At 46.4% G+C, this 19,711-nt stretch carries 15 protein-coding genes; 4 read left to right on the forward strand and 11 right to left on the reverse strand.

The features are described from left to right. Nucleotides 1–99 precede the first annotated feature (99 nt). Nucleotides 100–2,142 (forward strand): excinuclease ABC subunit UvrB, encoded by a 2,043-nt coding sequence (gene uvrB / locus F7D20_RS07250; protein ID WP_158463449.1) that lies wholly within the window; start codon nt 100–102, stop codon nt 2,140–2,142. A 165-nt stretch (nt 2,143–2,307) separates the two neighbouring features. On the opposite strand, the gene F7D20_RS07255 is transcribed toward uvrB, so the two are convergent. The 11 genes from F7D20_RS07255 to F7D20_RS07305 form a co-directional block, all read right to left on the reverse strand. Beyond that, nucleotides 2,308–2,895, reverse strand: coding sequence for an IMPACT family protein (locus tag F7D20_RS07255; protein WP_276506534.1), 588 nt, complete (start codon nt 2,893–2,895; stop codon nt 2,308–2,310). Between the two features lie 26 nt (nt 2,896–2,921). Beyond that, a complete protein-coding gene (locus F7D20_RS07260; RefSeq protein ID WP_158463450.1) occupies nt 2,922–4,256 on the reverse strand; it encodes a DUF1015 domain-containing protein in 1,335 nt (444 codons plus the stop codon). A gap of 189 nt (nt 4,257–4,445) precedes the next feature. Then, nucleotides 4,446–5,363, reverse strand: a complete 918-nt coding sequence (locus F7D20_RS07265; protein ID WP_158463451.1) for an NAD(P)-dependent oxidoreductase — start codon at nt 5,361–5,363, stop codon at nt 4,446–4,448. 119 nt (nt 5,364–5,482) lie between these two features. Next, on the reverse strand, nt 5,483–6,553 hold the full coding sequence (gene serC / locus F7D20_RS07270; protein WP_158463452.1) for a 3-phosphoserine/phosphohydroxythreonine transaminase: 1,071 nt from the start codon (nt 6,551–6,553) through the stop codon (nt 5,483–5,485). Between the two features lie 172 nt (nt 6,554–6,725). Then, on the reverse strand, nt 6,726–8,036 hold the full coding sequence (locus F7D20_RS07275) for a DEAD/DEAH box helicase (protein ID WP_022253306.1): 1,311 nt from the start codon (nt 8,034–8,036) through the stop codon (nt 6,726–6,728). Nucleotides 8,037–8,077: 41 nt separating this feature from the next. Further along, the gene (locus F7D20_RS07280; RefSeq protein ID WP_437182657.1) at nt 8,078–9,331 is read right to left on the reverse strand and encodes a tetratricopeptide repeat protein; all 1,254 of its coding nucleotides are present in this window, start codon (nt 9,329–9,331) and stop codon (nt 8,078–8,080) included. A gap of 21 nt (nt 9,332–9,352) precedes the next feature. After that, on the reverse strand, nt 9,353–10,450 hold the full coding sequence (locus F7D20_RS07285; protein WP_158463453.1) for a DUF6057 family protein: 1,098 nt from the start codon (nt 10,448–10,450) through the stop codon (nt 9,353–9,355). Between the two features lie 18 nt (nt 10,451–10,468). Further along, nucleotides 10,469–12,541 (reverse strand): alpha amylase C-terminal domain-containing protein, encoded by a 2,073-nt coding sequence (locus F7D20_RS07290; protein ID WP_158463454.1) that lies wholly within the window; start codon nt 12,539–12,541, stop codon nt 10,469–10,471. A 54-nt stretch (nt 12,542–12,595) separates the two neighbouring features. After that, the gene (locus F7D20_RS07295; RefSeq protein WP_158463455.1) at nt 12,596–13,039 is read right to left on the reverse strand and encodes a YhcH/YjgK/YiaL family protein; all 444 of its coding nucleotides are present in this window, start codon (nt 13,037–13,039) and stop codon (nt 12,596–12,598) included. Nucleotides 13,040–13,331: 292 nt separating this feature from the next. After that, nucleotides 13,332–14,450 (reverse strand): MORN repeat-containing protein, encoded by a 1,119-nt coding sequence (locus F7D20_RS07300; RefSeq protein ID WP_194253515.1) that lies wholly within the window; start codon nt 14,448–14,450, stop codon nt 13,332–13,334. A gap of 187 nt (nt 14,451–14,637) precedes the next feature. Beyond that, the gene (locus F7D20_RS07305; RefSeq protein ID WP_158463456.1) at nt 14,638–15,372 is read right to left on the reverse strand and encodes a J domain-containing protein; all 735 of its coding nucleotides are present in this window, start codon (nt 15,370–15,372) and stop codon (nt 14,638–14,640) included. A gap of 107 nt (nt 15,373–15,479) precedes the next feature. Between F7D20_RS07305 and F7D20_RS07310 the strand changes: the two genes are divergently transcribed. The 3 genes from F7D20_RS07310 (at nt 15,480) to F7D20_RS07320 (ending at nt 19,514) form a co-directional block, all read left to right on the forward strand. Beyond that, entirely contained in the window at nt 15,480–17,240 is a 1,761-nt protein-coding gene (locus tag F7D20_RS07310; protein ID WP_158463457.1) for a bifunctional metallophosphatase/5'-nucleotidase, read from the forward strand. Between the two features lie 298 nt (nt 17,241–17,538). Further along, a complete protein-coding gene (gene nudC / locus F7D20_RS07315; protein WP_158463458.1) occupies nt 17,539–18,321 on the forward strand; it encodes an NAD(+) diphosphatase in 783 nt (260 codons plus the stop codon). 5 nt (nt 18,322–18,326) lie between these two features. Beyond that, nucleotides 18,327–19,514 carry an MFS transporter gene (locus F7D20_RS07320; protein ID WP_158463459.1) on the forward strand — a complete coding sequence of 396 codons (1,188 nt, stop codon included), beginning with the start codon at nt 18,327–18,329 and terminating at the stop codon, nt 19,512–19,514. Nucleotides 19,515–19,711 lie beyond the last annotated feature (197 nt).

Genomic DNA, 19,711 nt, shown 5'->3' on the forward strand with positions numbered 1-19,711 from the left:
TAATGCTCTTTTTTTTGTACTTTTGCAATTTAAAAGACAGTGCATTCACAACTTATTCGTAAGAAAAATGCATGATATCTAAAAAAACAGGAACAGAACATGAACTTTAAGCTGACATCCAAGTACCAGCCTACAGGCGACCAGCCACAGGCCATCAGACAGCTCACCGAAGGCATAGAGCAAGGTGAGCCGGCACAGGTTCTGCTCGGAGTAACAGGCTCGGGCAAGACTTTCACAGTGGCAAACGTCATTGCCAACGTAGGAAAGCCAACCCTCGTGCTGAGCCACAACAAGACTCTTGCAGCACAGTTGTACCAGGAAATGAAAAGTTTCTTTCCAGAAAATGCTGTAGAGTACTATGTGTCTTACTACGATTACTATCAGCCAGAGGCTTACCTGCCGACAACGGATACTTATATCGAAAAAGATCTTGCCATCAACGACGAAATAGACAAGTTGCGCCTGGGGGCTGTATCGGCTCTGCTTTCCGGACGGAAAGATGTCATCGTGGTGTCTTCTGTCTCGTGTATTTATGGTATGGGAGGTCCTACCGCCATGCAGGAGAACATCATCAAGATAAAGAAAGGACAGCAACTCGACAGAAACGAGTTTCTACGACAGTTAGTGGATGCCCTGTATGTAAGAAACGATATCGAACTGCAACGTGGCAACTTCCGTGTCAAGGGCGAAACTGTAGATATCTTCATGGCTTATAGCGACAATGTGCTGAGAGTTACCTGGTGGGACGACGAGATAGACTCTATCGAGGAGGTGGACTCTCTCACCTATCACCGGTTGGTTTCGTTTGATGCCTATGAAATTTATCCTGCCAACCTCTTTGTCACCACCAAGGAACAAACCGAGAAAGCCATACGCATGATACAGGATGATCTGGTTGTGCGCGAGCAGTTCTTCAAGGATTTGGGCGACAACATCAAGGCACAGCGCATCAAGGAACGAGTGGAATACGACATGGAGATGATCAAGGAATTGGGTCATTGCTCGGGTATCGAGAACTATTCGCGGTACTTCGACGGTCGACATGAGGGCGAACGTCCCTACTGCCTGCTCGACTTCTTCCCCAAAGACTTCCTGCTGGTAGTAGACGAGAGTCATGTCAGCATTCCGCAAATAGGAGCTATGTATGGTGGCGACCGCGCCCGCAAGCAAAACCTGGTGGAATATGGTTTCCGTCTGCCAGCAGCCTTCGACAACCGTCCGCTTACCTTCGATGAGTTTCACAGCATGATACATCAGGCCATCTATGTAAGCGCCACTCCCGCCGACTACGAGTTGAGAGAGTCGGAGGGTGTTGTAGTAGAACAACTTATTCGTCCTACAGGTTTGCTTGACCCAGAGATAGAAGTACGCCCCAGCGAGAACCAAATAGACGACCTGCTCGACGAGATACTTACCCGTACCCATCGCAATGAGCGAGTACTTATCACAACCCTGACCAAACGAATGGCTGAGGAATTGACAGAGTTCTTGCTGAACCACAGCGTGAAAGCAGCCTATATACATAGTGATGTGGCCACACTCGACCGAGTAAAAATCATGAACGACCTTCGTGCTGGCGTTTATGACGTTTTGGTGGGAGTCAACCTGCTGCGAGAAGGACTCGACTTGCCGGAAGTATCACTTGTTGCCATCCTCGACGCAGACAAGGAGGGCTTCCTAAGAAGCCACCGCTCTCTTACCCAGACAGCAGGACGTGCCGCCCGTAACGTCAATGGTAAAGTCATTATGTATGCCGACACTATCACCGAGAGTATGCAGCGAACTATTGATGAGACAGCTCGCCGCCGTACGATTCAGTTACAGTATAATGCCGACCACAACATCACTCCTCGCCAAATAGTGAAGGCTATCACATCGGCCCTGCCTACTTCTAAAGAAACAGAACCTACAACCAGTATGCAAAAGACAGCAGCCCAGCGCGTATATATCGAACCAGAGGGAGCCTCCTTCGCAGCCGATCCTATCGTGCGCAGCATGAGCAAAGAGGAACTGCAGAAGAGTATTGCCAACACGACAGCTCTCATGAAACAAGCTGCCAAAGACCTTGACTTCATGCAGGCAGCGCAATATCGCGATGAGATTATCCGCCTGCAGAAAGAGCTGGAGGAAAAAGAAGCGTAAACCACATACATGTCCAGACCTCTTCCCCCAAAAATAAGAGACACTCTGGCAAAGACACTGATTTGGACAAAACTATATAAAAAAGAGGCAGTACTTACTTGGTCAAGAAAGTACTGCCTCTTTTTATGTAAAAAATTTCATCAAATGGAATCTCTACAAAAAAAACTATTCAAACGACAGTTTCTTGAGTCTTCCTCTCAACGTCTCTGCTTCCGATTTACGGATAGAGAGAGTGATAGAACAGGTGTTGTCATATTCCTGACTCACAATACGGGGTTGCATTTCCTTGACAACCCGCATCACATCATTCATCATCACATAAGGGAAATCATACTTCACCAGTTCTTCCACCTGTCTTGTCTCTTGTACGGAGTCTTCTATGGCCAAGGCTGCAGCAGCCTTGTATGCCACAATGAGTCCACCTGTTCCCAGGTTGACACCACCATAATATCTCACCACAATAATCAAGATATCAGTAAGGTCGTTGCTGTTAATCTGTCCCAAGATTGGTTTGCCTGCCGTACTGCTCGGCTCGCCATCATCATTGGCCCGAAACTCAGTCCTCTCTGCCCCAAGCATATAAGCATAGCATACATGTCGGGCATCATAATACTTCTTGCGGTAAGAGGCAACAATCTCCTTCACCTCATCAAGTGTTTCCACATGATGTGAAAAAGCAAGGAACTTACTCCGTTTTTCAGAGTAAGTCCCCTCGCCTATTTTATTTGTTATAGTCTTATATTCGTCAATCACCGTACAAATGTTGATATTCGTATTCTTTATTTAAGTTTGTGAATAATGAGTCCGCTGCGTAACTTAGGCTCGAACCATGTAGCCTTAGGAGGCATTATCTTTCCACTGTCAGCAATATCCATAATCTGTTGCATAGTGACAGGATGCAAGGCAAGAGCCATACGCATCTCTCCACTGTCTACACGACGCTTCAACTCACCTAAACCACGAAGACCTCCAACGAAATCGATACGCTTGTCGGAACGCAAATCCTTAATACCCAAGATTTCGTCAAGAATCAATCGGGAAGAAATATCCACATCCAGCACCCCGATAGGATCGCTGTCATCATAGGTTCCTGGCTTGGCAAATAGTCCATACCATTTTCCGTCCAGATACAAGAGGAAAGAGTGAAGGGCAGCAGGCTTGAGAACATCCAATCCAAATTTATCAATAGCCTCCTCAACAGACATCTTCTCATAACAAGGTATTCCTTCTTCCTCGCCCGACACATTGACATTGACTGCGTCAATCTCTATGACCTCGAAGTTCTCTGTCAACTTGTCAAGGAACTGATCGGAAGTAAGACCATTCAGGTCTTTCACGACACGATTGTAGTCGAGAATGGTCAACTGACTGGCCTGGAAACAAACTGCCATGAAGTAGTTGTACTCTTCCTTACCGGTATGATTGGGGTTCAGCTTTGCCTTTTCTGCACCAACGAGTGCGGCAGCAGCAGAACGATGATGCCCGTCGGCAATATAGAGACTTGGCATCTTGGCAAACTCAGCCGTAATTGTAGCAATATCCTTATCGTCGCCTACCACCCAGAACTGATGACGAAAACCATCAATGGGAGCTATGAAATCATATTCGGGTGTAGTCGCAGCATAGCGCATCAATATCTCGTTGAGAACAGCGTTATCGGGATAAGCAAAGAATACGGGTTCGATATTAGCATCGCATACACGCACATGCTTCATGCGGTCTTCCTCCTTGTCGCGACGAGTAAGTTCATGCTTCTTGATAACACCTGTAAGATAATCATTCACGTAGGCACCAACGACCAGACCATATTGTGTCTTGCCGTTCATAGTCTGCGCATAGATATAATACTGTTCCTTGTCGTCCTGCTTCAGCCAGCCGTTTTCCTGAAACTTCTTGAAATTTTCAGCCGCACTTTCATAGACGCGCGGATCATACTCAGAGGTACCAGGTTCGAAGTTGATTTCTGGTTTGATGATATGATAAAGACTCTTCTCATTATCACCAGCCTCTTCACGGGCTTCCTCAGAATTGAGGACATCGTATGGACGAGACTCCACCTGTTCTACAAGATCCTTAGGAGGTCTCACTCCCTTGAAAGGTTTAATAATTGCCATAATAGTTTTCTTTAAGGTTTTGAATATAAAACCCAATCGGTCATCAGACCCAAGAGATGGGCTTACATCATAATTGTTTATATCCTATAAAACGCAAAAAACTTTGAGACTTGACCAAGAACCATGATGACAACCTTACAAAAAGTAATCATCCTGCTCTGTGTTCAAATCTCAAAGTCCTATATCAGTTTACTTGTTTACCTGGAACTTTGTGCAGCCGTCCTTGAAGAAGGCATTGATTTGCTTGGCAGCAGCAATACCAGCATTGATATTTGCCTCAGCAGTCTGCGCTCCCATCTTCTTAGGTGTAGAGAAATAACGACCTTCAAACTGTGCAAAGTCGGCATCAGCATCAGGCTTGATGTCTGTGATAAACTTCAAGTCCTCACGCTCAGCAAGAAGCTTCAACAATTCAGGTTCATTGATTACTTCCTTGCGGGCTGTATTGATAAGAATACCACCCTTTGGCAACTGATTCACAGTCTTATAATCGATACTCTTGATCGTTTCAGGAGTTGCAGGAATATGAAGCGACACAATATCGCAAGTCTGGAACAACTCATCCTGGCTCTTTACTGCATGAACACCAGCAGCCTCTATTACGTCGGCAGGACAGAAAGCATCATAAGCAGCCACTTCCATACCAAAGCCCTTAGCGATACGTGCTACGTTTCGGCCTACATTACCAAAAGCAAGGATACCTAATTTCTTACCCTTCAACTCAGAGCCGGCCTTTCCATTATAGAAGTTACGAACGGTAAAAACGAGCAAGCCGAAAACAAGCTCTGCCACCGCATTAGAGTTCTGACCAGGAGTATTCTCAGCCACTACATGATGGGCAGTAGCTGCAGCCAGGTCGATATTATCATAACCAGCACCAGCACGAACAATAATCTTCAGATTTTTGGCTGCCTCGAGAACCTCGGCATCAGCCTTGTCTGAACGAATGATCATTGCATCTACGTCTTTCACCGCATCGAGAAGTTGCGCTTTCTCTGTATATTTCTCAAGCAGAACCAACTCATTGCCGGCTCCTTCTATTTCTTTCTTGATACCCTCTACAGCAGCTGCTGCAAAAGGTTTTTCTGTTGCAACTAAAACTTTCATAATAATAATTGAATAATAAAATTCGAAAGTCGAATATAAAGATATAAAAGAGGAGGTAGGATGCTGTAATCTGACAGTTTGCCTAACAGCAACATCCTACCATCTATTTTCCACTTAGATTAATGTTGTGCCTCAAAATCCTGCATGGCCTTGACGAGTGCGTTGACACCCTCCATAGTCATGGCGTTGTAGCAACTTGCACGGAAACCACCCACTGAACGGTGACCCTTGATACCCACCATACCACGTTCGGTAGCAAACTCGAAGAAAGGCTTCTCCAACTCTGCATACTCATCGTTCATTACGAAACAGATGTTCATCAAAGAACGAGAAGCTTCTTCAACAGTACCCTTAAACAACTTGTTGCGGTCAATTTCAGCATACAAGACCTCAGCCCGTTCATGAGCACGCTTGTCTGCAGCCTCCACACCACCATTCTTTTTCAACCAGCGAAGATTCTCCATCAAAGAATATATAGGAACTACAGGAGGTGTATTGAACATACTTCCCTTGTCTACATGGGTACGATAATCTATCATAGTAGGCAACTCACGTGGAGCCTTACCCAACATATCGTCCTTGACAACTATAACAGTAACACCCGCCATAGAAAGATTCTTCTGTGCACCTGCATAGATAGCAGTATACTTGGAAACGTCTACAGGACGGCTCATGATATCTGAACTCATATCCGCAATCAGTGGGACCGCAACATCAGGATCACGACGCAACTCAGTACCATATATAGTATTGTTGGAAGTGATGTGCAAATAATCAGCATCAGCAGGAACGTTGTTCTCAAACTGTGGATAATAACTGAAGTTGGCCTCGGACGATGATGCGATCTCAACGACCTCACCAAAATGCTTAGCCTCTTTCATCGCCTTCTTGGCCCAAGTACCAGAATTAACGTAGGCTGCCTTCTTGATGAGGAAGTTAGCAGGAATCTGCATAAACTGTAACGAGGCACCACCACCAAGGAAGATTACGGAATAGCCCTCAGGTATATCGAGAAGTTCCTTGAAAAGGGAGACTGCCTCGTCAACAACTGGCTGGAAATCTTTTGCACGGTGGCTGATTTCCATCAATGAAAGACCAGAACCATTAAAATCCAAAATCTGCTTAGCTGTGTTCTCAATCACTTCGCGTGGAAGCATTGATGGACCTGCATTAAAATTGTACTTCTTCATCTGTTGTTTATTTAAGTTTTAGTGTAATGTTCTCCTTTATTGGAAAAATACATCGGCGAAATTACAATTAATATTTGAAACTACCAAATATTTCTGCACATTTTTAGCATTTTGAGCAAAAAACTAACAATTTATCACTCCGTTTCTAAAAAAGCATGCATATTCATGCAGTTTACCTCACTTCTTCTACAACTGTCCTGATGCCTTTAATCTTCTCGCCTGCTACTTGTCGGAGCACCTGTCTGAGGCGTGGACGTGCCACAGCAACATAGGCATATCTTTCTTTTACGTCTATCTTTCCAATCTCTGTAGTCGTAAGACCTCCTTTTTTACAGAGGAAACCTACAATATCGCCCTTGCTTATCTTGTCTTTCTTGCCCTTGCCGATATAGAGCGTTGCCATTCGTGGAAGAGCAGGCGCAGGCAGTTCGGCCGGAATCTCATAATCTTCCACCTCAGCATCAACATACTCAGGAATGCTTTCTGTAGGTCCCAACAGGAAATAGGCTTTACCTTTCGACTCCCATCGTGCAGTTCTTCCCACACGGTGTATGTATCCGTCCTCGCTCTCGGGAAGATGATAGTGAACGATATTGTCGATATTAGGAATATCAAGTCCACGCGAAGCCAAATCGGTGCTTACAAAAATGTTGGCACTGCCATTGCTGAACTTGTAAAGCGCATCCTCACGCATCTTCTGTTCCATACCTCCATGGAAGCAGGAGGTAGAAAAGCCTTCCTGACGCAAAAACTGGTCAGTACGCTCCACACTGTCTCGATAGTTGAGGAATACAATACTGCTTTCATCTCCAAAGCTGCGAAGTAACTTCGACAAAGCCTCAAGCTTGTCTTTCTGCTCACTCCTTACCTTATATATATGTACACGCTCAGGAACCTGCTCGTCATCCAGCCGATAGTCAACCTTCTCTACCCTTCCCATATGCACAAACTGCGGGATGGCTTCAGCCTCTGTAGCAGAAAGCAGGATACGCCGTTCCAGATGTGGCAAGGATTGCAAGAGTCTGCTCATCTCGTCCTGAAAGCCCATCTCTAAACATTTATCAAACTCATCGATAACGAGATACTTGACATGCTCGGCAGAAAGGTTTCCTTTATCCAGATGATCGTTGAGACGTCCTGGTGTACCGAAAATGATCTGCGGTCTTACCTGACGCATCACCCTATGTTCATCCATCGTCATTCTGCCTCCATAGCAAGCCATGGCACGCAGACCACTTCCCATATCCTTGAGAACAGTAGCCGACTGCAGGGCAAGTTCTCTTCCTGGTGTAACCACAATAGCCTGCGGCATATCATCGCCAGCATCCACCAGTTGGGTAAGGGGCAAGAGATAGGCCAGGGTCTTTCCACTTCCCGTAGGCGAAAGCACCACCACGTCTTTGTCACTTCGTAACAAGGCATGCATTGCATCTTGCTGCATGGCATTAGGGGTTATCCCCATTTTATCTAATATTGATTTCATTTTAAATATTCTAATGTGTTGAATGAAAATAAATGATGACATCATCCCTTCGATTTCATCAGTCGGTCGATTTCATCAAACTCCTTTCCCTTGTTCAGATTGAGGTAAATTGTATACAGGGGCAAAGCCCATTTTTCCTGAGCACCAGGCTCCATTTTACGAAATTTCTCTAAATAGGGCAAAGCTTTTTGGTAATAACCAGTTGTCTCCTGATGGCTTTTGCGCGACAGATGTGTATTTTTGTCGAGCTCCACCGCCATATTGAAGTAAGCCAATCCGGCATTGTAATACACCTCGGCAATACTGTCATTGCGCTGTATCAGTTTGTTACTCAACTCAAGGCTTTCTTTGTTTTTTCCCTGATTAAGCAAAATTGTGCTTTTAGTGAAAAGATATAGTCCGCTCTCAGCATCAACCTGCAAAGCCTTGTCTACTACAGCCATTGCCGAATCAAGTTGGTTCTGCTTCGTATAATACTCAATGAGTCGTGGGAAGAAGAACGGGAACTTAGGTGCATGCTCGAATCCTTCCTCAAGAGTCTGCAGATAACGGACCGTATCTTTCTCCAGTTTATAGGTCTCTGCCAAGAACTGGAGCATATAGTCGTAGTGAGCCGTATCTTTCAGGGCTTCATAAGAGTGATGAAGTGTTGCCTTGGGATTCTTCATCTTGTATCCACAATACACAGCCCAGTAAGCCGCTGAAGGCAGATATTTGTCATGCTGCTGATAATCGTAACCTTCGAAGAGAGGAATATGCGCGCACGAGATATATTTGTCGAAGAACCTGTAAGCCTCGGCATAGTTCTGCTTACGCACAAACCAACTACCGCCATTGTATAGGTTGGGACGTATCTGGTTGAGATATTCGGCATGTCCCTTCCTTGATTCTATCTCCACCTTTCCTTTACGGTTGGGTATGCTTTCTACCGAGTCGATTCCCTCGGCTATGACAAAAAGCTGACGAGTCAGACTGAACAATTTCGCCGTATCATATTTCTGTTTCAGATACAACTGCTCATTGCCCTGCTCATATTGTTTCCTCACGGCATCGTAGAGCACAGCCCATATCTTACGGTTGGTACGGTTGGCAGAATCGAGCAACAGTTTTTCCATATTCTGCTGTGCTTGGTCGAGTTTTTTCCCGGCCTTGACCAAATCTTTAGCTGCAGCAATCTCCTTCTTCTGTGCCTGCACAGGCTGCACATAGAGCCATGCCATACCTGTCAGCAGACACAGCATACATACGAACTTCTTGAGTCTTGTCAATCTTCTCAATATTATCAATCTTCTCATCAAATATTTAGTTCTAATTACTTACCTATTGCCATACTGATAATAATACCAATATGTATTTCCATATGTATCTCGCAAGGCAGCCTGCGTCTGCATAGCATCAGCAAACTTATGTTCCAAAGCCTGATAGTCCTGGAAGTCGGCCTCCATCACATCATCGTGCAGCACTACCATAGGATGAGTACGCCTGTGCACATAGAGGACAAGAGCCTCTTTATAGTGCTTTGGCAAAGGAATACTGTCGGCAATATAGGTGCGTTTTATCTCTGCCACAAAGCGGTCGAGATTCTTGTCGAGCAACAATCCGCACAACAGATAGTCCTTAGGCATACGCAGTTTGTTTCCTGCGGTCTTGTTTTGTCTCATCCAGCGTGGCGTTTGCCACATCATTGCCTTGACAGTAACACCATCAGGAATCATCGCCTTGCTTCCTCCCATGAGCGGATATTCGAACAGATGCTCTCCCATGCTTCCGCAGCGATGCAGACAAGCTATACGCAACATGGTCAGCGAAGAGTCGGCGTCCTGCGACTTGTGTCCCACCTTCAAAGCCTGATCATACTTGCCTTCTTTCATGAACCGTTCCATCTTCATACGCTCATGGAACACCCTGTCGTTGTTGGCCACGAGAATGGTGAGCAGCATCATAACCAAAAGCTGCAACAGGTTTTGCCAAGTGAGTTTTGTAAACCAACCTTCATTATGAGGCAAAGGCTCGAAAGGTTCCACCTGTCTTGCCACCCACATGCCTGTCCCCCATAGCGCGAGCAGCAAAGGGATTATCCACCACCAGGCTCCCAAACTATGATGCTCATCAAAGTCGACCGGAATATCGGTCAATACTGTAAGCATCAGCATCGATGGGAAATAAGTCAAGGCATGGAAGCGACGCTTTACCTGTGTAAGGGTACACACACCCATCTGCAGTAGAAACAATGCCAACGTAAGGAGAATGGGTGCCAGTACATAGCTGTAGGTCGTCATTCCTTTCGAAAGCACATATTGTGCTACTGCCAACACATCATCCTGAAAACAATCCAGGTAAAGGTATGTAAACGATATAAAGACAATAGCCATGGTGAAGCGCATCTCCACCATGCTATTCTTTTTATTTCTCATTCTTTTCAAATTTCTATCTTAATTTTTCTTCAACACCAAGGCCGAGCGTGCAGGCAGATAGAGCTTGAGCCACTCCTTACGGTCGCCCACATAAAGAGGATCGTAGGTGGTGAGGTGAGTCATGGAATCATCATTGAGCCCATTTCCTCCAAACTCCTTGTTGTCGGTATCAAGCACTATGCTGTAAGCACCTGTTGGTACAAGAAAGCCATAGTCTGTAAACGAGCGCGTTGGCGAGAAGTTGAACACAAAAAGAAGGTCACCTCTCATATATGCCAACACCTGGTCGCCGTCGTTGTGCCATATCTCCTGCACCGGTGTCTTATTGAAGTTTTTCTCACTTTTGATGGTTTTGATCATTGCCTTATCAAAATCACCCAAGTAGCAGTAGCACAGTTCCTTGTTGTCGACCAGGTTCCACTGCCTGCGTGCATACTTGTAGCTCCATCCGTTGCCCTCACGAGGGAAATCAATCCACTCAGGATGTCCGAACTCGTTGCCCATGAAGTTGAGATAGCCTCCATTGATGGTAGAAGCTGTCACGAGTCTTATCATCTTATGCAGGGCAATTCCTCGATGTGCCATGTCGTTTTCATCTCCCTTCTTGAAATGCCAGTACATGTCAGCATCGATGAGTCTGAAGATAATGGTCTTGTCGCCCACCAAAGCTTGGTCGTGGCTCTCGCAATAGGATATTGTCTTTTCGTCAGCACGGCGGTTCTTCACTTCCCAAAAGATGCTGCTTGGTTTCCAAGCCTCATCGGGCAGTTCCTTGATGGTCTTTATCCAGTAGTCTGGGATGTTCATCGCCATTCGGTAATCGAAGCCATAACCTCCATCTGTAAACTTTGCTGCCAGTCCTGGCATTCCGCTCACCTCTTCGGCAATGGTAATGGCATGCTTGTTCACCTCGTGAATCAGCAGATTGGCGAGGGTAAGATAACAGATGGCGTTGTCATCCTCGTGTCCGTTGAAATAGTCGCCATATCCCATAAAGGCCTCTCCGAGTCCGTGCGAATAATAGAGCATGGAAGTCACTCCGTCAAAACGGAATCCGTCGAAGTGGAATTCTGCGAGCCAGTACTTACAGTTGCTCAACAGGAAGTGTATTACCTCGTCCTTTCCATAGTCGAAGCACAGGCTGTCCCATGCCGGATGCTCATGCCGGTCGCCAGGATAGAAGTATTGGTTGGGGTCGCCAGCCAGATTGCCCAATCCCTCAACCTCATTCTTTACTGCATGCGAGTGCACGATATCCATGATGACAGCAATTCCGTTCTGATGGGCAGTATCAATGAGTGACTTCAGCTCCTCGGGAGTTCCGAAACGACTGCTGGCAGCAAAGAAACTGCTCACATGATAGCCAAAGGAACCATAGTAAGGATGTTCCTGAATGGCCATGATCTGTATACAGTTATAACCATCGGCAATGATGCGTGGCAGAACCTTCTCCTTAAACTCAGTATAAGTTCCCACCTTTTCTGCATCCTGTCCCATACCGATGTGGCATTCGTAGATAAGCAGAGGCGATGTATTAGGTCTGAAAGACTTTTTCTTCCAGGTGTAAGGCTCAGGATTCCAAACCTGAGCCGAGAATATCTTGGTCTGCTCGTCCTGTACCACACGCTGCGCCCATGCAGGAATTCGCTCACCTTCTCCACCCTGCCAGTGAACCTTCATCTTGTAAAGGTCACCATGCTTGATGGCTTTCTCTGATAGTTTCAGTTCCCAGTTGCCTGTACCGCTGATACGCTTTGCCTTGTACTTGGGGCATTCCTTCCAGTCGTTGAACTCGCCTATCAGATATATCTCAGTAGCATTGGGAGCCCACTCACGGAACACCCATCCACGGGCTGTTTTGTGCAGCCCGAAATAGTCGTAGCCATTGGCGAAGTCGTTGAGTGTCTTCTTGCCATTATGTGTCAGCTGTCCCAACTTCCACAAAGCATGTTCGTGCCTGCCTCGTATGGCGTCCTCATAGGGTTCCAGATAGGGGTCGTTCTTCACCAGTCCGATATGCTTGGGCTGTACAGTCTTTTTTGTTTTTGCCTTTACTCCTTTGGCGGGAGTGGTAGTCTTCTTTGTTGCCATAATAGATTATTTAAAGTTGAAAGTTGAAGGTTAAAAGAAAATTGTTGCGAGCAACTAAGCCTTCACCTTGAATATAGCTTTGTGAATATCACCTTCACCGATGCATGGCTGATGACCGTCCTGTGGCCAGAAGATGGCAAACTCGCCTGGCTTGCAGTTTACATAAGTCTCTGCCTTTGCACCTGGATATTTTGTGACATCCTTCTCTGCGTTGTACTCTGCTTCTGGCAGGTCGGTAAGAGGCAGATATCCATAAGTCTCATTATTGTCGAGTGGTATCTGTATGTCGAGCATATTCTTGTGTGTCTCAAAAACAGCCTCGTCAGCAGTCTTTCCGTGAGCTGTAGTGATGTTTACAAACAAGTCTTTATCCTTGATGAAGTGCTTGCCTGCCTCCAACTTGTTCAGATCATTTTCCTTGATGAACTTCACTACTTCCTCGAAAAGAGGATTCAGAGAAACATATTTCTCCAGATTGTCTAATGTATCTACTACCATATCGTTTAAAATATTGAAAGTTACTATTTTGTGTCTGATATTTGCTTGTTATTATTTTGCTCAACTTCCGCTGGGTTCAAAAGTTATAGAAATTAAAGAATCTATCTCTTCCTACGGTCGTTAGAAGTTATAGCCTACAGCCTTGGAGGGCTACACCTTTTATATATTATATATATAGATAGGCATCTCCACCTTTTATATAGATAGGCATCTCTGCCATAATATGATACTTGTTCGACTCATCTATGATGACAGCGTCGACTCATCTATTAAAGGCGATGGCTTTCTGATTTTATTCCTCAAATCGCTTTCCGTTCTCGTAATAGCCTTTTGCAGTAACCTGCCCGTTGCGGTCTTTCTCTACAAACTTTCCATCACGCCTGTCGGCACGATAAGTTCCCTCAAAGCGCTTTCCGTCTTTCGTCTCCTCGATACAGAAGCCTTCACGACGTCCTCCACGATACACTCCCTTAAAGCGATTTCCATTTGCATAGTGAATAATCACCTCGCCGTCTACCAATCCCTTTTTGAAGTCCCCCTCGAAGACATCGCCATTCTTCTTTGTCAGTTTGCCTCTTCCGTTCTGTACATCGTCCATCCATGAACCTACATACATGTCGCCATTCTTCCATACAAAGGTTCCCTGACCCGAGCGCTGTCCGTCGTTGAACTGTCCTGTGTACTTTGAGCCATTGGCTGCGCGGAAGATGCCTTCGCCCGTACGCTCGCCCTGTACATAATCGCCTTCGTAGACATCACCATTATGGAACTTATATATTCCTTTTCCATCCTGTATGTCGTCTTTCCAGTCGCCTATATATATGTCGCCATCAGCATATTTGAAGGTTCCCTTCCCAGAGCGTTGGTTGTCCACCCAACTGCCTTCGTAGGTGGTTCCGTCTCCCCAGTTGAAGAAACCTGTACCATTCTTCATGTCGTTCATCCACTGTCCACGATAATATGCCCCTCCGGCATAGGTATAGGTTCCTCTGCCCTGTCGCTTGTCCTTATACCAGTCGCCGTCATATTTGTCACCATTGTAATAGTACATGATGCCATGTCCGTGCTGATAGTCACGGAACCAGAGTCCTACGTATTTATTATTGTTTTGGAAATAGAAAGTACCCTTGCCGTGCTGCTGGTCCTGCATCCACTGGCCTTCATACTTCTCGCCGTCAGAGAAAGTATAAACGCCATAGCCCTCTCGCTTGCCTTTGAGGTAATTGCCCTCATAGGTATCGCCATTTGGGAACACAGTAGCTCCCTTTCCCTGTGGCTTTCCACTGACCATTTCGCCTTTATACTGTCCTCCGTCCTTGGTGGTGCAGGAGCCTAATGAAATCTTCTGAGCTCCTGCCGACAGGGGTATAAAAAACAGCATCCATGCTGCTATCCGTATCTTGTAATTCATATTTTTCTATTTGTTTGACCTCCAAAGTTATATATTTTCCGGCAAACAGCAAAATAGATTAAGCAAATTTAACTCAAGTAGCATGTTTGCTATTTCTCAAAATTCGCAAACGGGGAAGTTGAATTTAAAAACAAAAAGAGCGTACCACAAGCAGAACACTACTTATGATACTCTCTTTGTCGTATTATTATGCCTCTTTCATTTGGCGCAACAGCTCTTTCTGTCTGTCATTCAGCGTGGTTGGCAACTTCACGTTGTATGTAATCATCAAATCGCCAAATGTTCCATCACCACGGTCGCATCCTTTTCCACGAACCCGAACCTTGGTTCCGTTCTGCGTTCCAGGCTTAATCTTGAGTTTGATTTTCGAACCATTGCTCAATCTGATAATACCCTCGCCACCCAGCAAGGCCGTATACATATCGATGTTTACGTTCATCTGCATTTCTCCTGTGCTTTGACGCATATTCTGCGAGCCATATTCCGTTCCGCCACCAAAGCCATCAAAGCCTGCACCTCCAGAACGGCGACGAGCGCCACCGCCAAACAGGTTCTCGAAGAAACTGCTGAATCCACTACCGCCCGAACCAAAATTGCTGAAGTCGAAGCCCTCGAAAGGATTTCCTCCAGCTGAGCCTCCAGCTCCGCCAAAGCCTCCGAAGCCTCCTGCCCCGCCAGCCTGCTCGTAGGCAGCAGCATTCTTCCACTGCTCACCATACTTATCGTATTTGGCTCGCTTGTCAGGATCGGAAATCACATCGTATGCCTCATTGAGCGCCTGGAACTTAGCCTTTGCCTTAGGGTCATTAGGATGCAGGTCGGGATGAAACTGTTTGGCACGCTTGCGATAAGCCGCGCGCACATCATTCTGTGGTATATTCTTGTCAACACCCAAAATCTTGTAATAATCTACGAATGCCATATTCTTTTGTCCTCCATATTTATTTTAATAACTTTTCTCTAACAAAAAGTATGCCTGTTTGACTTCTTTTTTGTAATTTTGCACTGTAAAACAAAAAATGGCAGATTATGAAACAAATTCTGACAGCGCTGTTCCTGGCGCTCACATTCAATTCTCAAGCTATGGCACAACAGAAAACCATTAAAATCAGAGTTGTAGAAACCAGCGACGTTCACGGCTGTTTCTTCCCATACGACTTTATCAACCGCAAGCCCAAGGCGGGTTCGCTGGCAAGGGTGTCGTCGTATGTCGACTCGCTGAGACAAGAATACAACGACCGACTCATCTTGCTCGACAATGGCGACCTGCTGCAGGGACAACCCACCTGCTACTATTACAACTACATCAATACCAAGGCTCGCAACGTGGCTTCTGACGTACTCAATTACATGAAATACGATGCCGAAACCTTCGGCAACCATGATGTAGAGACAGGACACGCCGTCTACGACAAGTGGGTGGGCGAACTGAAATGCCCTGTCTTAGGAGCCAATATCATCAATACCAAGACCGGCAAGCCTTACGTCAAACCCTATGTCATACTGGAACGTGAGGGAATAAGAATCGCCATCTTGGGCATGATCACTCCAGCCATCCCCAACTGGCTCACCGAGAACCTATGGAGCGGCATGCGTTTCGAGAATATGGTGACGAGCGCACGCCAGTGGATGGAATACATACAGCAAAACGAACAGCCCGATGTAGTGATAGGACTCTTCCATAGCGGTAAGGAAGGAGGCATCCAGACACCCGAATACGACGAGGACGCCTCTATGAAGGTGGCACGCGAGGTTCCGGGATTCGACTTGGTACTCTTTGGTCACGACCACACACGCCATGCCGAAACCATCACCAATGTAGCTGGCAAGCAGGTGGTTTGCCTCGATCCTGCCAACAATGCCATGAGTGTGGCAGATGCAGAGATTACGGTAACCATAGACGAACACCAGTTGCATGGCAAGAAACGTCACATCCTGCAGAACAAGAGTGTGGAGGGAAAAATAGCCGATGTGACAGATTGTCCTGTCGATGAGAAGATGCTGAAGATTTTCGAACCACAGATAGCCGAGGTAGACAAGTATGTAAGCAAGCAGATTGGCACATTCAAGAACACCATCTACAGCCGCGACTCCTACTTCGGAAGCAGCGCCTTCAACGACTTCATCCTCAATCTGGAGTTGCAGATTACCCATGCCGACATTGCCTTCAATGCTCCTCTGCAGTTCAACTCCTCCATACAGGCAGGCCCTATCCGCGTGAGCGATATGTTCAAGCTCTATAAATACGAGAACCAACTCTACGTAATGCGCCTCACAGGCAAGGAGATACGCCGCCACTTGGAGATGAGCTACGACCTGTGGGTCAACACGATGAAGAGTCCCGATGACCATCTCCTGTTGCTCGACCACCAGACGCAAGGCGACCAACAGCGCTTAGGCTTCAAGAATTTCTCGTTCAACTTCGACAGCGCAGCAGGCATCGACTACGAAGTGGACGTCACCAAGCCCGATGGAGAAAAAGTACGCATCCTTGGCATGAGCAACGGCGAGCCTTTCGATGAGAACAAATGGTACAAGGTGGCTGTTAACAGTTATCGGGGAAATGGCGGAGGAGAGCTGCTCACACGTGGCGCAGGCATTCCAAAGGACAGTCTTGAATCACGTATCATCTGGCGAAGCGAGCGCGACCAGCGCTACTATCTGATGCAGGAAATAGAGAAAATGGGCACCGTAGACGCCAAGCCCAACAACAACTGGCGATTCGTTCCCGAAGAATGGGTAAAGCCTGCTGCAGAGCGCGACTTCGAACTGCTCTTCAAAAAGAAATAAACTCACTCGAGGAGTTAAGGAGTTAAGGAGTTAAGAAGTTAAGGAGTTAAGAAGTTAAGGAGTTAAGGAGTTAAGGAGTTAAGGAGTTAAGACAAATGCTTTAGTGGACTTGAAATTAAACATTAAACATTAAACATTCCCTCCAAAGCTATTGGCTTTAACTTCTGAACGACCGAAGGGAGTGATAACTTCTTTAACTTCTATAACTTCCCGAAAATTAACTTTCCCCAAAAACGAACAACTTCTGAACTTGCTAAAGTTCAAAGAAAGAATCTCAACATAAAGAATAAATAAAGAAATGACCTATTGGTTTATATTTTGCAAGACCGACCTCTTGCTGCAGAAACAGGCAGACGGAAGCTGCACCATTCCCTGCTCTGAAGAGAGTCCGATAGAACTCAAGCCCTGGACTCATGTCCTCAACATCAGTCCGATGGAAGATGGAACCGAGGTAAAGGCTTTCACCATCGACACCCCTGTCACCGACAATCCCAACTATGAGATGTGCGGACTCCGTCCCAGTTACTACAAACTGAGCAGAGACCTGTACCTCAAGGCAGGAAAATGCCATGAACTCATCTACTGGGACCAGAACACACAGTTCTGCGGAATATGCGGAGCACCCATGAAGATGTCGACCGATATCAGCAAGAAATGCACTCAATGCGGCAAGTCGGTATGGCCCTCGCTCGCCACTGCCATCATCGTCCTCATACGCAGGGGAGAGGAAGTCCTTCTGGTACATGCCCGCAACTTCAAGAGCGACTTCTATGGACTGGTGGCTGGCTTTGTCGAGACAGGCGAAACCCTTGAGCAAGCCGTACACCGTGAAGTGATGGAAGAGACAGGACTCACCATCAACCACTTGAAGTATTTCGGTTCTCAGCCCTGGCCATATCCCAGCGGGTTGATGGTAGGCTTCACCGCCGACTATGTAGATGGAGAAATCCATCTGCAGAAAGAAGAACTCTCACGCGGCAAGTGGTTTACCAAGTACAATCTGCCCACCATTCCCGAAAAACTCTCCATTGCCCGACAGATTATCGATGCCTGGCTCGAAGAACAAAAGTCTAATCTATAATAACAATGAATAGCAAAGAGAAACTCTGGAATGTCAATTACATCAAGGTGATGACAACAAACTTTCTGTTGTACTTCGCCTTCTATCTCCTCACCCCGCTCCTGCCCCTCTATCTGAGCGAAACTTTTGGAGCCACCAAAGACACCATAGGCATCGTACTGAGCGGCTACACCGTGGCAGCCCTTATCGTGCGCCCATTTTGCGGCTATGTGGTAGACAGTTTCTCGCGCAAGAAAGTGCTCATGCTGTGCCTTTCGGGCTTTGCCGTCTTCTTTGCCGGATACATAGCAGCAGGCACAATCCTCATGTTTGCCATATGCCGAACATTGCATGGCGGACCCTTCGGAGCCGTCACCGTAGCCAACAGCACCTGCGCCATCGACGTGCTGCCTTCCAGCCGGCGAAACGAAGGCATCGGGCTTTATGGTCTCAGCAACAACTTCGCCATGGCGATAGCTCCATCCATCGGCATCTATCTGCACAACATGGTAGACAGCTACATGATACTCTTCTGGATAGCTTTCGTCGTAGCGATAAGTGCAGTGCTCATCGCCTGGACTATCCGGTTGCCCGAAAAAGACATCATTCGCAACAAAGAGAAATTGTCGCTCGACCGCTTCTTCCTCACCCGTGCATGGCTCCTCGCCATCAATATCGCCATGTTTGGCTTCTGCTGGGGCGTATTGAGCAACTATCTCGCCATCTACAGCAAGGAGGTTTTGTCCATCACAGGAGGAACAGGCACTTATTTTGCCCTTCTCTCTATGGGTCTTTTCAGTTCTCGTCTGCAGGGCCGTAAAGCCCTCAGCCAAGGCAAGTTGACACAGAATGCAGCCGAGGGAATGCTCATTTCACTCGTTGGCTTCACCCTCTTTGTGGCCATTCCCCATCCAGTGGCATATTACCTCTCTGCCATCCTTATCGGACTGGGCAACGGGCATCTCTACCCTGCCTTCCTCAACATGTTTGTCCACGTGGCACGACACGACCAGCGAGGCACTGCCAACAGCAGTATTCTTACGGGATGGGACCTTGGCTTCGGCATAGGATGTCTGTTGGGCGGAATCGTTGCCGAACACTTTGGATACACTGCCACCTTCTGGATGGTGGCTGCCGAGAATGCCGTTTCTGTAATCCTCTTCTTCCTTGCCTCACGCCAGTTCTTCGAAAGAAGGAAGATCCTGAAAGACTGAGACTTCCGCTAACTTCTCTTAACTTTTCTGCCTGTAAAGTTCATACTGTTAAACTTTCATAACTGAAAGCAAAAAAGCGTTCATAAACTTGCTTCTTTGGAATTATTACAATATCTTTGCAGACACGAGTTGTAAGATACGCTGCTAAGATTATTAGCAATATAACTCAAAATTATTAACATTAAAAACAAAGACAT

This window comes from Segatella copri (assembly GCF_009495355.1).
GTDB lineage: Bacteria > Bacteroidota > Bacteroidia > Bacteroidales > Bacteroidaceae > Prevotella.